Source organism: Devosia pacifica, from assembly GCF_014652635.1.
Lineage (GTDB): Bacteria > Pseudomonadota > Alphaproteobacteria > Rhizobiales > Devosiaceae > Devosia > Devosia pacifica.
This window is the reverse complement of sequence record NZ_BMZE01000001.1, coordinates 115,294-131,916: the sequence shown is the minus strand read 5'-3', so window position 1 is coordinate 131,916 and position 16,623 is coordinate 115,294. Positions and strand designations below refer to the sequence as shown.

Annotated in this window: 15 protein-coding genes; 4 read left to right on the top strand and 11 right to left on the bottom strand. The window is 60.3% G+C overall.

The genetic code is table 11. The annotated features are described in order from the left end of the window. Positions 1–6: 6 nt before the first annotated feature. Positions 7–615, top strand: a complete 609-nt coding sequence (locus IE127_RS00640) for a 2-dehydro-3-deoxy-6-phosphogalactonate aldolase (protein ID WP_189422449.1) — start codon at positions 7–9, stop codon at positions 613–615. Then, on the top strand, positions 612–1,484 hold the full coding sequence (locus tag IE127_RS00635) for an SMP-30/gluconolactonase/LRE family protein (RefSeq protein ID WP_189422448.1): 873 nt from the start codon (positions 612–614) through the stop codon (positions 1,482–1,484). The genes IE127_RS00640 and IE127_RS00635 overlap by 4 nt, the downstream gene beginning before the upstream one ends. Here IE127_RS00635 and IE127_RS00630 read toward each other — a convergent pair. After that, a complete protein-coding gene (locus IE127_RS00630) occupies positions 1,481–3,604 on the bottom strand; it encodes a ComEC/Rec2 family competence protein (protein WP_189422447.1) in 2,124 nt (707 codons plus the stop codon). The genes IE127_RS00635 and IE127_RS00630 overlap by 4 nt on opposite strands. A 135-nt stretch (positions 3,605–3,739) precedes the next feature. On the opposite strand from IE127_RS00630, the gene gltX reads away from it, so the two are divergent. Together gltX and gltA are read left to right on the top strand one after the other, a co-directional pair. Further along, positions 3,740–5,176, top strand: coding sequence for a glutamate--tRNA ligase (gene gltX, locus IE127_RS00625; RefSeq protein WP_373297261.1), 1,437 nt, complete (start codon positions 3,740–3,742; stop codon positions 5,174–5,176). 124 nt (positions 5,177–5,300) lie between these two features. After that, on the top strand, positions 5,301–6,590 hold the full coding sequence (gene gltA / locus IE127_RS00620) for a citrate synthase (protein WP_189422444.1): 1,290 nt from the start codon (positions 5,301–5,303) through the stop codon (positions 6,588–6,590). 3 nt (positions 6,591–6,593) lie between these two features. Here gltA and IE127_RS00615 read toward each other — a convergent pair whose 3' ends face one another. From IE127_RS00615 to frr, 10 genes are all read right to left on the bottom strand, one after another. Next, on the bottom strand, positions 6,594–7,721 hold the full coding sequence (locus tag IE127_RS00615; protein ID WP_189422442.1) for a lipid-A-disaccharide synthase: 1,128 nt from the start codon (positions 7,719–7,721) through the stop codon (positions 6,594–6,596). Beyond that, entirely contained in the window at positions 7,714–8,559 is an 846-nt protein-coding gene (locus IE127_RS00610; RefSeq protein WP_189422441.1) for an LpxI family protein, read from the bottom strand. The genes IE127_RS00615 and IE127_RS00610 overlap by 8 nt, the downstream gene beginning before the upstream one ends. After that, positions 8,559–9,362 carry an acyl-ACP--UDP-N-acetylglucosamine O-acyltransferase gene (lpxA, locus tag IE127_RS00605; protein ID WP_189422439.1) on the bottom strand — a complete coding sequence of 268 codons (804 nt, stop codon included), beginning with the start codon at positions 9,360–9,362 and terminating at the stop codon, positions 8,559–8,561. Before lpxA ends, IE127_RS00610 begins: the two co-directional genes overlap by 1 nt. Next, positions 9,362–9,841 carry a 3-hydroxyacyl-ACP dehydratase FabZ gene (fabZ, locus tag IE127_RS00600; protein WP_189422438.1) on the bottom strand — a complete coding sequence of 160 codons (480 nt, stop codon included), beginning with the start codon at positions 9,839–9,841 and terminating at the stop codon, positions 9,362–9,364. Before fabZ ends, lpxA begins: the two co-directional genes overlap by 1 nt. Then, the gene (gene lpxD / locus IE127_RS00595) at positions 9,841–10,863 is read right to left on the bottom strand and encodes a UDP-3-O-(3-hydroxymyristoyl)glucosamine N-acyltransferase (protein WP_189422436.1); all 1,023 of its coding nucleotides are present in this window, start codon (positions 10,861–10,863) and stop codon (positions 9,841–9,843) included. The genes fabZ and lpxD overlap by 1 nt, the downstream gene beginning before the upstream one ends. Positions 10,864–10,931: 68 nt before the next feature. Next, complete coding sequence (bamA, locus tag IE127_RS00590; protein WP_189422434.1) at positions 10,932–13,046, bottom strand: outer membrane protein assembly factor BamA; 2,115 nt, start codon at positions 13,044–13,046, stop codon at positions 10,932–10,934. A gap of 197 nt (positions 13,047–13,243) precedes the next feature. After that, on the bottom strand, positions 13,244–14,380 hold the full coding sequence (gene rseP / locus IE127_RS00585; RefSeq protein ID WP_189422432.1) for an RIP metalloprotease RseP: 1,137 nt from the start codon (positions 14,378–14,380) through the stop codon (positions 13,244–13,246). Positions 14,381–14,413: 33 nt separating this feature from the next. Beyond that, entirely contained in the window at positions 14,414–15,265 is an 852-nt protein-coding gene (locus IE127_RS00580) for a phosphatidate cytidylyltransferase (RefSeq protein WP_189422430.1), read from the bottom strand. Further along, positions 15,262–16,020, bottom strand: coding sequence for an undecaprenyl pyrophosphate synthase (uppS, locus tag IE127_RS00575; protein ID WP_189422428.1), 759 nt, complete (start codon positions 16,018–16,020; stop codon positions 15,262–15,264). The genes IE127_RS00580 and uppS overlap by 4 nt, the downstream gene beginning before the upstream one ends. Positions 16,021–16,053: 33 nt before the next feature. Then, complete coding sequence (frr, locus tag IE127_RS00570) at positions 16,054–16,614, bottom strand: ribosome recycling factor (protein ID WP_189422426.1); 561 nt, start codon at positions 16,612–16,614, stop codon at positions 16,054–16,056. Between the last annotated feature and the right edge of the window lie 9 nt (positions 16,615–16,623).

The window sequence follows — 16,623 nt, the reverse complement described above, 5'->3', positions numbered from 1 at the left end:
ACCCCCATGACGCACCGACATATAATCGCGATCCTGCGTGGAATCTCGAATGATGAGATCATCAGCGCGTGCAGAGCGCTGATCGATGCTGGCATCACCATGATCGAAGTGCCACTTAACTCTCCGGATGCCATAAAAAGCATCGGCATGGCTGCGGGCGAGTTCTCGCATGAGGCTCTTATTGGCGCCGGTACGGTACTCAGCGTCGAAGACGTTACGTCGGTCGCCGGCGTTGGCGGCCAATTTGTTGTATCGCCTGATACGAATGCCGCCGTCATCCGCGCGACGCGTGAGGCGGGATTGGCGTCCTATCCGGGCGTCTTTTCACCCTCCGATGCCTTTGAAGCCATTCGTAGCGGCGCCAATGGGCTCAAATTCTTCCCGGCAGAAGTTCTTGGTCCCCGCGGCATCAAGGCAATGAAGGCGGTGCTGCCACCAGATATGCCGGTATATGCCGTTGGTGGGGCGGAACCCGGCAATTTTGCCGAATACTTTGCCGCCGGATGTACCGGATTCGGGCTTGGTAGTTATCTCTACAAGCCCGGGATTGACGTAGACACTATCGGTGAACGAGCACGGGCCGCCGTCGCGGCCTATGATGGGAGGACATCATGAGCCAGGCGCAACTATTGATCGATTGCCAATGTGGTCTTGGCGAAGGCCCCTTCTGGCACCCTGACCGCCAGGAACTTTTCTGGTTCGACATCGACGCCCAGCGCCTGTTTGCCGCCGATGAAAATGGCGAAATCCGCAACAGCTGGGCATTTCCGGAAAGCGCTGCAGCGGCGGCAATTATCGATGCCGACACCTTGGCAATTGCCACAGAAACCGGTCTCAAACGGCTCGATCTCAAGAGCGGCGAGATCTCGCTGATTGTCGAAATAGAAGCCGATGACCCCAAGAACCGGGCCAATGACAGCCGCGTCCACCCGTCCGGTGCGTTCTGGATTGGCACGATGCGCAAGGAAGAGGATGCGGCCGCGGGCAACGTCTATCATTACCGGGCCGGCGCAGTGAACAGAATCATTTCCAACGTGAAGATTCCCAACGCCACCTGTTTCACGCCAGACGGAACGCGCGCCTATTTCGCGGACACGCCGACCGGCCGGATCATGACTACCGAGACCGACCCGGACACTGGAATGCCGACTGGGGAGTGGAAAGAGTTTGCCGATTGTCGGGATCATCGCGGTAGCCCCGATGGGGCAGTCGTCGACAGCGAGGGCTATGTCTGGAGTGCTCGCTGGGGCGGCCATTGCGTTGTGCGTCATGCACCGGACGGCAGTGTGGATCGCATTGTTGAAGTTCCCGCCAGCCAGGTCACCTGCCCTGCATTTGGCGGCAAGGATCTGAAGACGTTGTACGTCACGACCGCGCGCAAGACTCTGTCCGATGAACAGATGGCCGCAGAGCCGCATGCTGGCGGCATCTTCGCAATTAATGTCGACGTTGCCGGGCAGACCGAACCAAGACTTGCTCTCTAGGGCCTCCAGGGTCTGTCGCCGGGAGGGATGGCGGTTCTGACGTCGAACCGCTTCCGCTCGACATTCCACCTCAGCCAGTGCACGCCGCCGCGCCGCAGGTCCGCAGCGTCGATGACTTGCGTGTTGTCGCGGCAGTAGATCGGCGCATATGCGCGCGTCAACACTAGGTCAGACTGCCAGCAATCTTCGGAGAACGCCTCGGCGGATTCAATCAGTGACATGGCATAGCCCGTTCCGGAAAAGACGCATGCCAACGTATCGCATTGCCGCCCCGCAAGCTCGGGGCCAATAATCTCCGCATAGTGCTCAGACCAGACATCGACGGCGAACGTTCCCGTCTGACCATCCATGAGATCCATGCCGGCGGCAGTCCGCACCGCTACAGCTTGCGTGCTGTCGGCGATCAGGATGTCCGGGCGGTGATCAAAACCGAACATTGCTATCCACGTGAGGGCCAGCACGGGGCCTGCGAAGCGCCAACGGTCCTTTAGGAAAGCAAACCAGGCGAGCCCGAAAAGGCCTGCCAGCAGCGCAGAGGGCGCGAGTAGCGGGTTTGTCTCCAATCCTTGACCAAGTGCCGTTACGAATGCGGCTATCGAGAGCATCTGCTCGATGCCCCATCCCATAGCCTGCAATGGAGCCGCCTCTAGTCCCACAGGCATAAGAAGAACGCCGAGCGTGCCGAACGGCATGATGACGAAGGTGAGGAATGGAAGAACCAAGACATTCCCCAGAACACCGAGTGGCGCCGTTTGCTGGAAGTGATAGGCGGAAAACAGCAGCGTCGCCGCACCGGCTATGCCACTCGTGAACGCTGCGGCCATGAACAACACCAGCACCCGCTTGAACGCTCCTCGCGCGCCTTGTCCGACGGGACGCATCGTCTCGTAAACTCCGATCAATCCGACGACTGCTGCGAACGAAAGCTGGAAGCTCGCGCGGAACACGTCGGCTGGATCGACCAGAATGATCGCGATCGCCGCTAGCGCAACGTTGCGCATCGTAAGGGCCCGCCGCCCGGCGAGAACCGCATCAAAGACGAGCACGAGCATCAGTGTCGAGCGGAAAGCCGGGATGTTGCCGATTCCGCCTGCGAGGAGGAGGTATCCGAGGGCTGCGGCAATTCCTGCCCCTGCAGCGAGCTTCTTGATCGGGATTCGAGCCGATAACGCCGCGGAGGCGGCAAGAGCCAAGCGAAAGAGCGCAAATACGCCGCCGGCCACAATCGACAGATGCAAACCTGAGATCGAATAGATGTGCGCCAGGCCGGAATTGGCCATCACCTCGCGCGTCTCGTCGCTGATCAGACTCTGGTCGCCGACAGTCATGGCGCGGGCGATGGCGGCTTGTTGGCCAGTGAGAACGGCGTCGATCCTGCGCGCGATCGTTCCGCGCAGCTTCTCGACGTTGGCGAGAAAATCCCCTTCCTCGGCGTAAGAGAGCACGGCCAGATTGCTCGTGACGTTTCCGAAGGCCCCTATTCCCTCGAAATAGGCGTGAAATTGGTTGTCGAAGCTTGCGGGCAGCACAGGGCCAGGCACAGGGGCAAGCCGAAGATTTGCGCTGATACGATCTCCGACCGAAACCGGCGCATCGCCGCGCACCAGTACTCGGGCTTTTTTCAGGTCAGGATCAGGTGCGTCTGCCACAGGGACAATATTGGCTATCACGAGGCGGGTGGCGTCAGGGGCGCGCGACAGGACCCGATCCACTGTCGCCTCGTAGGCGCCATAAATTGGGAACCCCAGCATGGGCGTTCCAGCGACATAGGCGTGAGCGGGCAACAGGCAGAGGCCAAAGCCAAATGCCGCCAGAAGCGCCCGCGGACGTCGCATCCATCCGAAGCCCATGGCGGTTGCAAGCCCTGAGGTGAGGCAGACAACCCCCACGACCAACCAAATCGCAGGGTCGGGCTCATCAACAAGACCCGCATATGCGGCGATGCCGGCCAGAAGAAAAAACGGCACGAGAACCAGCAGACGCCGGCTCTCCAGAGCGTCCGATATCGAACGCTTGAGGGCCGATACTCCAAGGACATCTCGGCGGCGCCGCAATTGCGGCAGCACCAGGTCTCGCTTCGGCGAGCTGGCACCCGGCCCTAGTCCGCCTTCAGCACTCATCCTTCGATCTGCCCCCTGCCCGGCGCCCAGCTGCCGACATGCGACTGGCGCCAGCCAAAGCGCACGTCCCTGCCCTTGCGCTGGTGTCAACCTATGGTACACACGAGGCCGATTTCGTCCAACTCTTCGGCGGTCATGTCCCAAGTCGTTACACGCTTCGCTCCCTCGCCCACCGGGTATCTTCATATTGGCAGTGCACGCACGGCCCTGTTCAACTGGGCCTATGCGCGCAAAACCGGTGGCAAGATGCTGCTGCGCGTAGAAGATACCGACCGGGAGCGCTCCACGGAACCGGCGATCCAGGCGATCTATGACGGGCTGAGTTGGCTTGGATTGGAATGGGATGGCGATCCCGTTCTGCAGTTCGGCCGTGCGTCACGTCACGCTGAGATCGCGGAAGAACTGCTGGCGAGCGGCCACGCGTATCGGTGCTACTGCTCGCAGGAAGAATTGGCGCAGATGCGCGAGACTGCGCGTGCCGAAGGCCGCGCGCCGCGCTATAACGGTTATTGGCGCGATCGCGACCCGAGCGAGGCTCCAGAGGGCGTAAAGCCGGTCATCCGCATTAAAGCGCCGCAGCAGGGCGAGATCGTCGTCAACGATAGCGTCCAGGGCAAGGTGGTGTTCCAGTCCGAGCACCTCGATGACTTCATCATCCTGCGGTCGGACGGTACGCCGACATATATGCTCGCCGTGGTTGTTGATGATCACGACATGGGCGTGACCCACATCATCCGTGGCGACGACCATCTGACGAACGCCGCGCGCCAGATCGTCATTTACCGGGCGATGGGGTGGCAGGTGCCGGGGATGGCCCACATTCCGCTGATCCATGGCGCGGATGGTGCGAAGCTCTCGAAGCGTCACGGCGCTCTTGGCGTCAAGGCTTACCGGGAGATGGGCTATCTGCCCGAGGCCATGCGCAACTACCTGGCACGCCTCGGCTGGAGCCATGAGGATGACGAGTTGTTCTCAAGCGAGCAGATGATCGAGTGGTTCGATCTCGACGGGCTCAACAAGGGCGCGGCGCGGTTCGACTTCGTCAAGCTGGAGAACATCAACGGACATTACATCCGGCAGTCGCAGCCGGACTATCTCTACGAGGTCATGGTTTCGACGGCCGAGGAAGTCGGTCGCGCTGAAGATCATGCAGGCTTGCTGGCAAACAAGGAAACGGTGCTGAGCGCGCTTCCGGAACTGCAGCCGCGTGCCAAGACCGTTCTCGAGCTGATCGATCTTGCTCAGTTCATCTATGTCGAACGGCCTCTTACAGTGGACGCAGCAGCGCAAAAGCACCTCGGTGACGATTCCCGCAGCCTGCTTGCCGACGCTGTCGATGTCCTCAAGGGCCTCAACGAGTGGAGCGTCGAGAGTATAGATGGCTCAATGCGCACGCTCGCCGAGCAGAAGGGTCTGAAGCTCGGAAAGATCGCCCAGCCGCTCCGCGCCGCGCTAACCGGCCGCACGGTTTCGCCGGGGATCTTCGAAGTCATGGTGCTGATCGGCCGGGAAGAAAGTCTCGCGCGCCTTTCAGATCAGACCCAGGATGCCGCACTCAACACGGGGACGTGAGCTGTCATGTCCCTGTTGCCTCGCCGGGTGAATGAGAATACCCCAAACAGGCAATTCTCGCCGAATAACTGAGGCCCTGCTGCCGGTCATTACCGGGTGAGAGGGGACCATCAAGGAGAGCTCAATGACTGACAAAGTCGCCAAACTCACACTCGGGGATCAATCGTACGAATTTCCAGTCATGTCCGGCTCGGTAGGCCCTGACGTGATCGATATTCGCTCGCTTTATGCCAAGACCGGGCTTTTCACTTACGATCCGGGATTCACGTCCACGGCGGCCTGCGACAGCGCCATCACCTATATCGATGGGGACAAGGGCGAACTGCTCTATCGCGGGTACCCGATCGATCAGCTGGCTGCCGAAAGCTCCTATATCGAGGTGTGCTACCTGCTGCTCTACGGCGAACTGCCGACGAAGGCACAGCTGGCGGAATTCGACACGCTCGTAACGCGCCACACCATGGTGCACGAGCAGATGCATTATTTCTATCGCGGCTTCCGTCGTGATGCCCATCCGATGGCGATCATGACCGGCGTGGTCGGCGCCATGGCAGCATTCTACCACGACTCAACCGACATCAGCGATCCGGAGCAACGCGAGATCGCCTCGATCCGCATGATCGCGAAGATGCCGACGATCGCTGCCATGGCCTACAAGTACTCTGTCGGCCAGCCATTCGTTTACCCCCGGAACGGCCTCGATTACGCATCAAACTTCCTGCACATGTGCTTTTCTGTGCCGGCAGAAGAATACAAGATCAACCCGACCATTGCCCGCGCAATGGACCTGATCTTCACGCTGCATGCCGATCACGAACAGAACGCCTCGACCTCAACTGTTCGTCTGTCCGGCTCGTCCGATGCCAACCCGTTTGCCTGCATCGCCGCCGGTGTCGCGTGCCTGTGGGGACCGGCTCACGGCGGAGCGAATGAAGCGGCGCTGAACATGCTTCGCCAGATCGGCAGCGTTGACCGCATCCCCGAGTTCATCGCCCGGGCCAAGGACAAGAATGATCCGTTCCGGCTGATGGGGTTCGGCCACCGCGTCTACAAGAACTACGACCCGCGGGCCAAGGTCATGCAGCAGACGGCCAAGGAAGTGCTGGATCTGCTCGGTGTCGAGAACAACCCGACCCTGCAGGTGGCCCAGGAGCTTGAGCGCATCGCACTCGAAGATCCCTACTTCGTCGACCGCAAGCTCTATCCCAATGTCGATTTCTATTCCGGCATCATCCTCGACGCGATTGGTTTCCCCACGTCCATGTTCACCGTGATTTTCGCAATGTCGCGCACGGTTGGCTGGATTGCGCAGTGGAAGGAAATGATCGGCGACCCGCAGAAGAAGATTGGCCGCCCGCGTCAGCTCTATAACGGCTCGCCGGCTCGCGACTACAAGCCGATCACCGACCGCTGACGGCTAGCGGTTCACATGCGCCAGGACCCGCTCTGCGGGGTCTTGGCGCTCTGCTCCTTCAACACCATCCTCCATCAGCTGGCGTAGCGTCTTGAACGCCTCTGCCTGGGCCGAGAGGGCCGTGGCATCACTGGCCAGCGCCGCTGCTTCTTTCGCAACGCGACGAGCGTCGGGCCGCGCGAGCACCAGTTCGGGTGCGGCGTTTCTGCCCAGCAGAATATTCGGAAGGCCGACAGTCGGCCGGCCGAGGCGCCGGTACACCACTGCCTGCGGGCGATCCATCACGTAAACGATCACCATCGGGACGCCTGCAAGCGCCACCTCCAGCGTTGCTGTACCCGCCGCACAAAGCGCCATTCGCGTTTCGGCATAGAGTTGCGCCCGCTGCGACCGATCCGACACGCGCTCGACCGAGACCGGCCAATCGGCCGTGGCCGCAGCAACCGTCTCTCGAGTGCGCGCGAGCGTGGGTATGTAGAACTGCATTGAGGGGTCGTACGCTGCGATTTCGGCCACGGCGGCACGAAACATCGGCAGATGCCTGCGTAGTTCTCCCGCCCGGCTTCCTGGCAAGAGGGCTATACGTTGCGGGGCTGGGCTACGAGTGAAACCAGACACTTCTTTCAGAGAGGGATGGCCGACATAGCTGGTATGTGGGCCGCCTAGCTGCCGCATTACTTTCGGCTCGAATGGCAGAACCGCGAGCACCTCATCAAATAGCGGCGCCAAACGCGCCGCGCGGCCGGGCGACCGCGCCCAAACCGAAGGTGCGACATAGAGAATCAACTTTCCCGTATAACCCATTGATCGCAGACGCTTTGCGACCATTCGCGAGAACTCCTGAGAGTCTACAAGCACGGCGATGTCGGGCTTCTGTTCCGCGATTGCGCGTGCTGTTTGCCGCACCCGCCAGAGCAGCAGCGGCAGACGGCCGAGCACATCCACGAGACCCATGACTGCAAGATCTTCCATCGGAAACAGCGGCCGCAGCCCCTGCTCCGCCAGTTCCTCGCCACCGACACCGGAGACCTCGACCGGCATACGCGCCTTCAGCCCCTGGACGAGATCGGCGGCAAGCCTGTCTCCTGACGCCTCACCCGCTACGATGAAAAGACGTAGTGGGTCAGTCATCACTCAGCTCGATACCGACGATTGAAATCCCTGCCCTCACGGCTTCGGCCTCGACGCTCGAGCGCTCGATCACCAGCGACCGTCCCGCCTGAACGACGACAAGACCGATTCCTGCATCGGCGCAATTGCGGATGGTATCTGGTCCGATAGCAGGCAGGTCGATATAGAGCGGCTGATCCGGCTTGGGCGCCTTTGCCAGTATAAGGGCATCGCGACCGTCACCCGCGCGCCCATCACGCTTCAAGCTGCCGCAGCGTCGAATGAGGTCGTCCGTGCCACCGATGTCCTCAACGGCTATCATGCGGCGCCCGCATGTCACCAGGGCCTGCCCGAGATCAAGCCGCCCTGCTTCCCGCGCTCGCGATAAGGCCCAGCGGCAATCCTCACTACTCTGAGCAGATAGTTGTGGTCCGGCAATATGCCCTGCGGGCGCCAGAAGGTCCGGACAAAGGTCCTGCACGCCGATCAATTCAGCTCCAGTGAGCGTCTTTATTGTCTTGCCGATACCGGACAGAGCCCCATCACCGACCGTGCGTTCCGGCGGCGCAGCTGCCTTTTCCGAAGTATTGCGATTGGCAAAGCGTAAAAGGCCTTCCCGAGCAGTGTCCGGCAGGACAACGCCCCCGGCCATGACGATATGAGTGGTACGGAACATGCGCAAAGAGAACAGTATTCCCAGCGGATTGCCGATATCCGCGGTCACATGCTTCGTGCCCTCAATCGGAGATCTCGTGGCAAGGGCCAGAACCTGTATACGGTCACCAGCCCGTTTGGCGGCTTCGACAACCTGGCCCACCAAGTCCCCCGAACCCGCGAGGATCGAGAGCCTGCGCGCCATCAGGATTCGCTGTGGCCGTTGCGCGGCATGAGGATCGGCCGTTCCGACGCCTCGAGAACGAAGTTGACGACGTTCATCACAAGCCGATCGCCCTTGAAGAACTCTGCAGCGTCATCGACGCGCTCGCGCAGCGTTCCTTCAGCGGAGAAGATCATTCTATAGGCCGCGCGCAGCCTATGGATTTCCTCACGTTCGAACCCGCGCCGCTTGAGGCCGACGATGTTAAGCCCTGCAAGATTCGCGCGGTTGCCGAGTGCCATCCCGTACGGAATCACATCACCATCGATCATGCTTTGCGCGCCAATGAATGCGTGATCGCCAATGCGCGTGCGCTGGTGCACCACCACGATACCACCGAACGTGACATTGTTTCCGACAACACAGTGCCCCGCAATGCCGACATAGTTTGCCAGGATGACGTTGTCGCCCAATATGCTGTCATGCGCGACATGGGCGTTGGCCATGATCAGACAGTCATTGCCCACCTGGGTGAGCATGCCGCCACCTTTGGTGCCGGGATTGATCGTCACGGCTTCGCGGATCATGCAGCGCTCGCCGATCACCACGCGCGATGCCTCTCCCTCATATTTGAGATCCTGCGGCTGATGGCCGATGGATGCAAAAGGGAATAGTCGCGACCCGGAACCGATATCGGTATGCCCGTCGATCGATACGTGGGAAATCAGCTCGACATCGCGACCGAGCGTGACGTGTTCACCAACGATGCAGAAAGGCCCTATCTTCACACCATCAGCCAGACTTGCGCCCGGCGCGACGATCGCGGTGGGATGAATATCAGCCACTATTCCGCCTCGACCATCATGGCGCCGATTTCTGCTTCGGCAACCACGACACCGTCCACAACAGCCTTGGCTTCATAGCGACCGACGTTGCGACGCCGCTGGATCTTCTTGATCCTGTATTCGAGCTTGTCGCCCGGCTCAGCAGGACGGCGGAACTTCGCCTTATCGATCGTCAGCATGAGAACGATGTTCTTCTTGCCTGACATCGAATCGTTGGCGATCACAATGGCGCCCGCGGTTTGCGCCATGCCCTCGATGATAAGGACACCGGGGAAAATCGGTTTGCCCGGAAAGTGCCCCTGAAAGATCGGCTCGTTGTACGTGACGTTCTTGATGCCGGTCGCCGACTCATCGCCATCGATGTCGATGATCCGGTCAATCATCAAGAATGGATACCTGTGCGGCAGACACTCCAGGATCTTCAAGATGTCGAGGGTGGAAAGCGCCTTCGGCGGCACGTCGCTAGTCTCAAGTTCCATCAGCGCTGGTCCCCTTTGGTCAGTCGTCGCACGGTCGCAATCTCCCTCCAGAAGTCCTTTATATCCTGAGCGGGAGCTCCGGCAAGCTTCACGCCGGCAGGCCAGTCCTTGGTCACAGCGGCACGCGCGTAAACGATCGCGCCATCGCCAATTGACAGATGTCCGGAGGTGCCGACCCCGGCTCCCATGACCACGCCATCGCCGAGCACTGTGGTGCCGGCGAGGCCGGTTGTCGGGGCCAGAAGGCAATTTCGACCGAGGCGCGAATTGTGCCCGATGACGACGCCATTACCGAGCTTGGTCCCTTCGCCGATGACGGTGTCGCCAAGCGCGCCACGGTCGAGCGTGGCATTAGGGCCGATCTCGCAGGCGTCCTGAACGATCAGCCTGCCAAGCTGAGGGATCTTGCGGTTGGTTGTGCCATGGCCCAGCCAGCCGAATCCTTCCGTTCCAAGGCGTGCGCCCGGGTGCACCGTGACCCGATTACCGAGATGGCTACAATGGATCGTGCAGTTCGCGCCGATGATTGAATCCCGGCCTATGGTGACCCCGGCGCCGATGACGGTGTTGGGGCCGATCACCGTATTGCGCCCGATTTCCGCGCCACGTCCTATGATGACATTCGGACCGAGATGGACATCCGCCTCGATAAGCGGCTCGGCCAGATCTGGGCGCTCTGCCGTTACCACCGATTTCAGGCTGGCGGGGTACAGATGCTCGAGAATGTCGACGAACAGCTCATGGGGGCGCGAAGACACGACTGCCACGCAATGTGCCGGAACGAGATCACGAAGAGCAGCTGAGACAATCACAGCGCCGGCTCGCGTCCGCGGCAGATCCGCCGCGTAAGCCTTCGATGCTGCCAGTGCGACCTGGCTGTGATCGGCGGTTCCCAGCTCATCCGCGCCAGAGATAACGAGAGTCTCTCCTCTCGGGTCCTCGGGCGCCTCACCACCACACTCGTCGAGCAGGTGCAGGAGTCCGACCGGGGATGGCGAAATATAAAAGCGCGTATCGACCATGTGCCACTCATGAATGAGGCCGCGGTGCTGAGCACCGCGGCCTTTACTGTTTGCCGCCGGTTTTCCGCTTAGAGCAGCGTCTGCAAGCTGAGCTGGAAGACCTGCGTGCGGTCCGAGTCGGACTTGTTCAGCACGTGGGCGAAGTCGCCGCGCAACGGACCGAAAGGCGAGTCCCAAATCAGCGAGGCGCCTACGGACGTGCGGACCGGCTCGTTGTCGCTACCCGGATCGAGGATATTGCCCTGCAGATCCGGTGTACCGCCTACCCAGGCCACATCGCCCCAAACGGCGCCACTCAGCCCGTAGTTTTCCGGCAGAGCCGGGATCGGGAATTCGACCTCGGCCGACAGGCCCGCATACATGGTCGAGCCAACATACTCGCCATTCGCCAGACGCGGGCCAAGGCCACGAGACTGGAAACCACGGATCAAAGACGACCCTGGGTTGAAGGCCTCGACAACATGAACACCGTCGCCACTGAGGTCGTTGATCACGCCAGCCTGGCCGCGAACGCTTGCCACGATCCCGCTGTCGTCGAGCAGCGGCATGAAATAACGCGCACGAGCTTCGCTTTTGATCAGGCTGTGATCGATGCCGATATATTCCTGGCTGAAGGTCGCATAGAGACCCTCGGTCGGATCTTCGACATTGTCCACACCATCATAGGTCAGGGTGTAGCCGATGCTGGCCTTATAGAACTCTTCGCCATCGTCGACGAGCAGCGAATTGTCCGGATCCTCATCAACGATCAGCTTGCGTTCGCCGGAGACGAAAGCAGTTGCGCTGAGCGTATCGGTGATCGGCACGCCGAACCGCAGACGCCCGCCTGTTGCCTCGTAGCCATAAACGCTCGAGTCCGTCTCATCCTTGATCCGGTGATAGACATCGACGCCGCTCGACACGCGCAGCCCCATGAAGCGCGGCTCGGTGAAGGAGAAGTCGAACGTCCGACCGCTCTCAGAAGCACCAAGTGCAACGCGGAGATACTGTCCGCGGCCAAGGAAGTTGCGCTCCGTCAGCGAAACCTCGCCCAGAATGCCGTCAGTCGTCGAGTAACCGGCGGTCGCGCCGTACTGGCCGGTCGACTGCTCAACCACTGCAACGTTCAGCACCACCTGATCCGCAGCGCTACCGCGCTGGGTGGTCACGTTCACGTCGGAGAAGAACCCTAGATCGCGAATGTTCTGCCGGCCACGGATTACCATCGAGCGGTTGAAGGGGTCGCCTTCACCGAACTCAAGCTCACGCCGGATCACATAATCACGGGTCTTCTCGTTGCCGGTGATGTTGATGCGCTCGACATAAACACGCGGGCCTTCGTCAACGAGATACGTGATGTCGAAGGTTCCGGTCTGCGGGTTCCGATCGATCCGCGGACGCACATCTGCGAAAGCATAGCCCTGGGCCGTCGCCTCATAGGCCATGTCCTGAACCGTCTCCTGCAAGTCGGAGATCGAGTAGGTCGTACCTTCCCGTGTCTCCACCACATTGCGAAGAACATCCGTGTTCAGCCCGGAAATGCTGGTCTCGATGCCGACCTGGCCAAACTGGTAGCGCTGGCCCTCATCGATGGTGAAATTGATGAAGTAGGCATTGCGCTGCGGGTCGTATTCACCCACCGAGTTCACCTGGGTATCAGGAAAGCCGCGGTTGGCGTAGTACAGACGGATGAGTTCGCGATCGATACCGATCTGCTGATCGCTATAGGTGTCGTCGCGCACCAGCCAGCTGAGAATACCGGTTTCCTTGGTACGGATAGCGCCCTTGAGGTTACCCGAGCTGATTGAATTGTTGCCGGTGAAATTAATCGCCGCCACGCCAGCGCGATCACCCTCCTCGACTTGAAAGATTACTCGAACGCGACCATCGGCGACCGCCTCGGTGCGTGCCGAAACGTTCACCCGGGTAAAGCCGTCGTCGTCATAGGCTCGGCGGATACTCTCGATGTCGGAATTCAGCCGCTGCTGGGTGTACAACCCGGTCGCGCTGACATCGACCATATCGAGCAGTTGAGCGTCGGAAAACCGCCGATTGCCCTCGAAAAGCACAGAGGCAACAAGCTGCTCCTGGGCCTGAACGGACTGGACGCCAACAATTGCAACGTTCGCCCCCGCGAACGGTGCGGCGGCCAACACGGCGACTGCCAGAAGCGCCCCTCGCGTCAGCTTGGTGAGTTGAATCATGTTCTCTCTTGCCTTCTGCGACCTAGGCTTCGGGACCCGCTAATCGCAGCGCTCCCCCAAGCATACTCCATCAACGGTTTTACTGATCTTTTAACCAAGGGCAAGGCAAGAGCCTGCGCGAGGTTAGCAAATCATTCGCCGTCTTGTATTCGTGCAACACCTTGCGAACCTAGGTAAACAGGGCCTTAACAGGCCTGTTACCCAGCTGCGCGAAGGTATGCCAGCAGCGTATCGTTGACCAGTGTAAATACCATCAACGCCAGCACGAGAGCGAAGCCGAACCGGTACCCCAGTTCCTGCACCCTCATGCTGAGCGGCCGCCCCCGAACCGCTTCGATCAGGTAGTACAGAAGATGTCCCCCGTCCAGCATGGGGATCGGCAGCAGGTTGATAATTCCGATGTTCAGCGACAACAGCGCGGTCAGGTTAACCAGAGCCAGAATGCCTAGCGTCGCCATCTCGCCGGAAACCTTGGCGATCTTGACCGGCCCACCAAGTTGCTCGACATCGCCGCGCCCCACAAAGAAGTCTCCAAGGAACGCCGCCGTCCTGTCGACGATGAAGACTATTTCCTCGAACGTCATCCCCACAGCTTCTATGGGGCCCGGGCGGTAGAGCGTCATGTCTTCTTCGGCGACATCGCGCGACACGCCGAGCTGGCCGATTCTCTGTCTGTTACCGAATCGGTCTTCAACCTCGACGGGATCGGGCGTCGCGACAACTGTCTGCGTCGCGCCGTCTCGCTCAAACTGAATGCTCACCGGCCGTTCCGGGCTCGTGGCGATCAGCCGCTGAAAATCCGAGAATCCGCGCACCGAATATCCGTCAACGCTAAGAATCTCGTCGCCTGTCTGAAGTCCGGCTTCGGCGGCCGCCGATTCGGCGACGACTTCGCCTACAACCGGCGGGATCGTGTAACGCCCATATCCGACCAGCATGCCGTAGAGAATCACGAAGGTCAGGAGCACATTGGCGGCCGGCCCCGCGACCACAATGGCAATCCGGCGCCAGACCGATTTGTTGGCGAACAGCCGTGGCGCGAGCTCAGGCGGCACGTTTTGTGAAGCGCTCGGATCAGGCACACTGGCTGCGTTCGCGTCACCGGTGAACTTCACATAGCCGCCAAGCGGGATCGCCGCGACCCGCCATCTGGTCCCTGCCTTATCGTTCCAGCCGAACAGCTCTGGTCCGAACCCGATCGAGAACGCATCGATCGCAACGCCATTCCAGCGGGCGACGAGATAGTGACCCATCTCATGGACAAAGACGATAACTGTCAGAATTGCGAGAAACGGGATTATGTAAGAGAACAGCCAGAACGCGAAATCGAACATATCAACACCTTGATCTTTGTGCCGCGCGACGGCTCACCAATACAGAAACCCATGCGGAATCGAAGCAGTCCCGCCGTGTATCAGCCCCACAATAGCAACAAAAATTGCGCCCAATGTTAGGCTGTCGAGGCGGTCCATAAGTCCACCGTGACCGGGGATAATGTCTCCACTATCCTTGATCTTGAAGTGGCGCTTGATGGCACTTTCCGCCAGGTCGCCGCCCTGCCCCAGAACGCTGATGATGGCGGAGAACAAGGCACCCAACCAAAGTGGCCCCTCCGCCAGGAAGAACCAGGCAACGGTTCCAGCAATCGTTCCGAGCGCCAGGCCACCAAGAGCCCCGGACCATGTCTTCGAAGGAGATATTCCAGGGGCAAGCTTTTCTCCCCCGATCTGGCGGCCGGTGAAAAAGGCCGCTGAGTCCGTAACCCAGACCACGCTGAGAACGTAAACAGCCACGAGAATACCTGCGCCTGTTGATCCTCTCAACATCAGCAAGGCGAGCATGAAAACGCAAAGGAATGCCAGTCCGGCCAGGCGCCACCAGCGATACTTACCGTCCGTGGCAGCGGCAATCAGCGCCGTCGCCGCCATCAACCCAAATGTTCCCAGCCAACCAAGCAGTGGGTAAAGAACAGCGGCAAGCGCGATGAGTGTCAGGTAGAGATAGGCCCGCGGACGCATTTGCGATCGGGTGACCATTGTCTCCCACTCACGAAACAGGCCGGCGAACAGAACCGCGACAAACCCTGAGAAAAACCAGCCGCCAGCGACCACACAACCCAGGGTTACGGCGATGAGCACAGCAGCTGAGCCCAGCCGTGGGCCCAGATCTCCCCAACTGCGACCGGAGGCCGATTGCGCGGATTTATTCTCGTCGTTCAAGGCTCTTGCGCCTCGACGCCACCATAGCGTCGCTCACGGAGCGCATAGGTCTCAAGCACGCGCAGGAATGCCTCTTCGCCAAAATCGGGCCAGCATTCGTCGACAAAGATGAATTCCGAATAGGCAGACTGCCAAAGCAGAAAGTTCGATATCCGCTGTTCACCGCTGGTGCGCACGATCACATCGGGGTCGGGCAGCCCCGAGGTAAACAGGGCCGACGACACGGTCTCTTCTGTGATGTCGGAGGGCTTCAAGTCGCCGCGTGCGACGGCTTCGGCTATCTGCCGCGTCGCTTCGGTAAGCTCCGCCTTGCCGCCATAGTTGAAAGCAACGATCAGCGTTAGGCCGGTATTGCCTGCTGTCTGAGCTTCGACATCATCGATAATCCTGACAAGCGACGGCTCGAGCCCGCGACGAGACCCGATGATGCGCACGCGCACATTGTTGCGGATCAAGCGCTGAAGGTCCGATGCAACGAAGCGACGCAACAGGTTGAAGATGAATGACACTTCCTCTGCGGGACGCGACCAGTTTTCCGAGGAGAAACTGAATACAGTAAGGTGCTTCACACCGTAGGAAATACACAGTTCGACAAGACCACGCAGCGCCTTGACCCCAGCGACGTGACCTTCTGTCCGACGCTTGCCACGAGCTGCCGCCCAGCGCCCATTGCCGTCCATGATGACGCCCAAATGACGGGGCACGCGCAAACGTTGGCGCGGGGATGTGGTCGTAAGTGCTGGGTCCGATTGCATGCTGTGGCGCTCCCGAGCAGCTGAGGGCGTGCTCTACACCTGCATGATTTCTTTTTCCTTGGTAGCCACGATCGTATCGATCTCGGACACCGCTTCGTCTGTAGCCTTCTGAACCAACTCGGACTGGCTTCGGGCTTCGTCCTGGCCCATATCGCCATCCTTTTCTGCCTTCTTCAGCAGATCCATCCCATCGCGACGCACGTGCCGCACTGCAACGCGTGCCTGCTCTGCATAGTTGTGGGCGACCTTTGTCAGCTCGCGCCGCCGCTCTTCATTGAGTTCTGGCAGCGGTACGCGAATGACCTGCCCCTCTGCAGCGGGGTTCAGCCCAAGTCCACTGTCGCGGATAGCTTTTTCCACCGCGCTGGCCATCGAACGATCCCAAACTTGCACGGAGAGCATGCGCGCCTCCGGCACCGTAACTGTCGCCACCTGATTCAAAGGCATGCGCGAGCCATAGGCCTCGACCTGAACCGGCTCGAGCAGGCTGGCGCTGGCGCGCCCCGTGCGCAGACCCGCCAATTCATCTTTTAGCGAGACGATTGACTTGTTCATGCGCGACTTGAGATCGGCGAGTGAAAACTCTTCAGCCATAAGGTTTGG

Coding starts and splice junctions, on each gene's coding strand:
- IE127_RS00640 (WP_189422449.1), top strand. CDS start 7: ATGACGCACCGACATATAATCGCGATCCTGCGTGGAATCTCGAATGAT.
- IE127_RS00635 (WP_189422448.1), top strand. CDS start 612: ATGAGCCAGGCGCAACTATTGATCGATTGCCAATGTGGTCTTGGCGAA.
- IE127_RS00630 (WP_189422447.1), bottom strand. CDS start 3,604: ATGAGTGCTGAAGGCGGACTAGGGCCGGGTGCCAGCTCGCCGAAGCGA.
- gltX (WP_373297261.1), top strand. CDS start 3,740: ATGTCCCAAGTCGTTACACGCTTCGCTCCCTCGCCCACCGGGTATCTT.
- gltA (WP_189422444.1), top strand. CDS start 5,301: ATGACTGACAAAGTCGCCAAACTCACACTCGGGGATCAATCGTACGAA.
- IE127_RS00615 (WP_189422442.1), bottom strand. CDS start 7,721: ATGACTGACCCACTACGTCTTTTCATCGTAGCGGGTGAGGCGTCAGGA.
- IE127_RS00610 (WP_189422441.1), bottom strand. CDS start 8,559: ATGGCGCGCAGGCTCTCGATCCTCGCGGGTTCGGGGGACTTGGTGGGC.
- fabZ (WP_189422438.1), bottom strand. CDS start 9,841: ATGGAACTTGAGACTAGCGACGTGCCGCCGAAGGCGCTTTCCACCCTC.
- lpxD (WP_189422436.1), bottom strand. CDS start 10,863: ATGGTCGATACGCGCTTTTATATTTCGCCATCCCCGGTCGGACTCCTG.
- bamA (WP_189422434.1), bottom strand. CDS start 13,046: ATGATTCAACTCACCAAGCTGACGCGAGGGGCGCTTCTGGCAGTCGCC.
- rseP (WP_189422432.1), bottom strand. CDS start 14,380: ATGTTCGATTTCGCGTTCTGGCTGTTCTCTTACATAATCCCGTTTCTC.
- uppS (WP_189422428.1), bottom strand. CDS start 16,020: ATGCAATCGGACCCAGCACTTACGACCACATCCCCGCGCCAACGTTTG.
- frr (WP_189422426.1), bottom strand. CDS start 16,614: ATGGCTGAAGAGTTTTCACTCGCCGATCTCAAGTCGCGCATGAACAAG.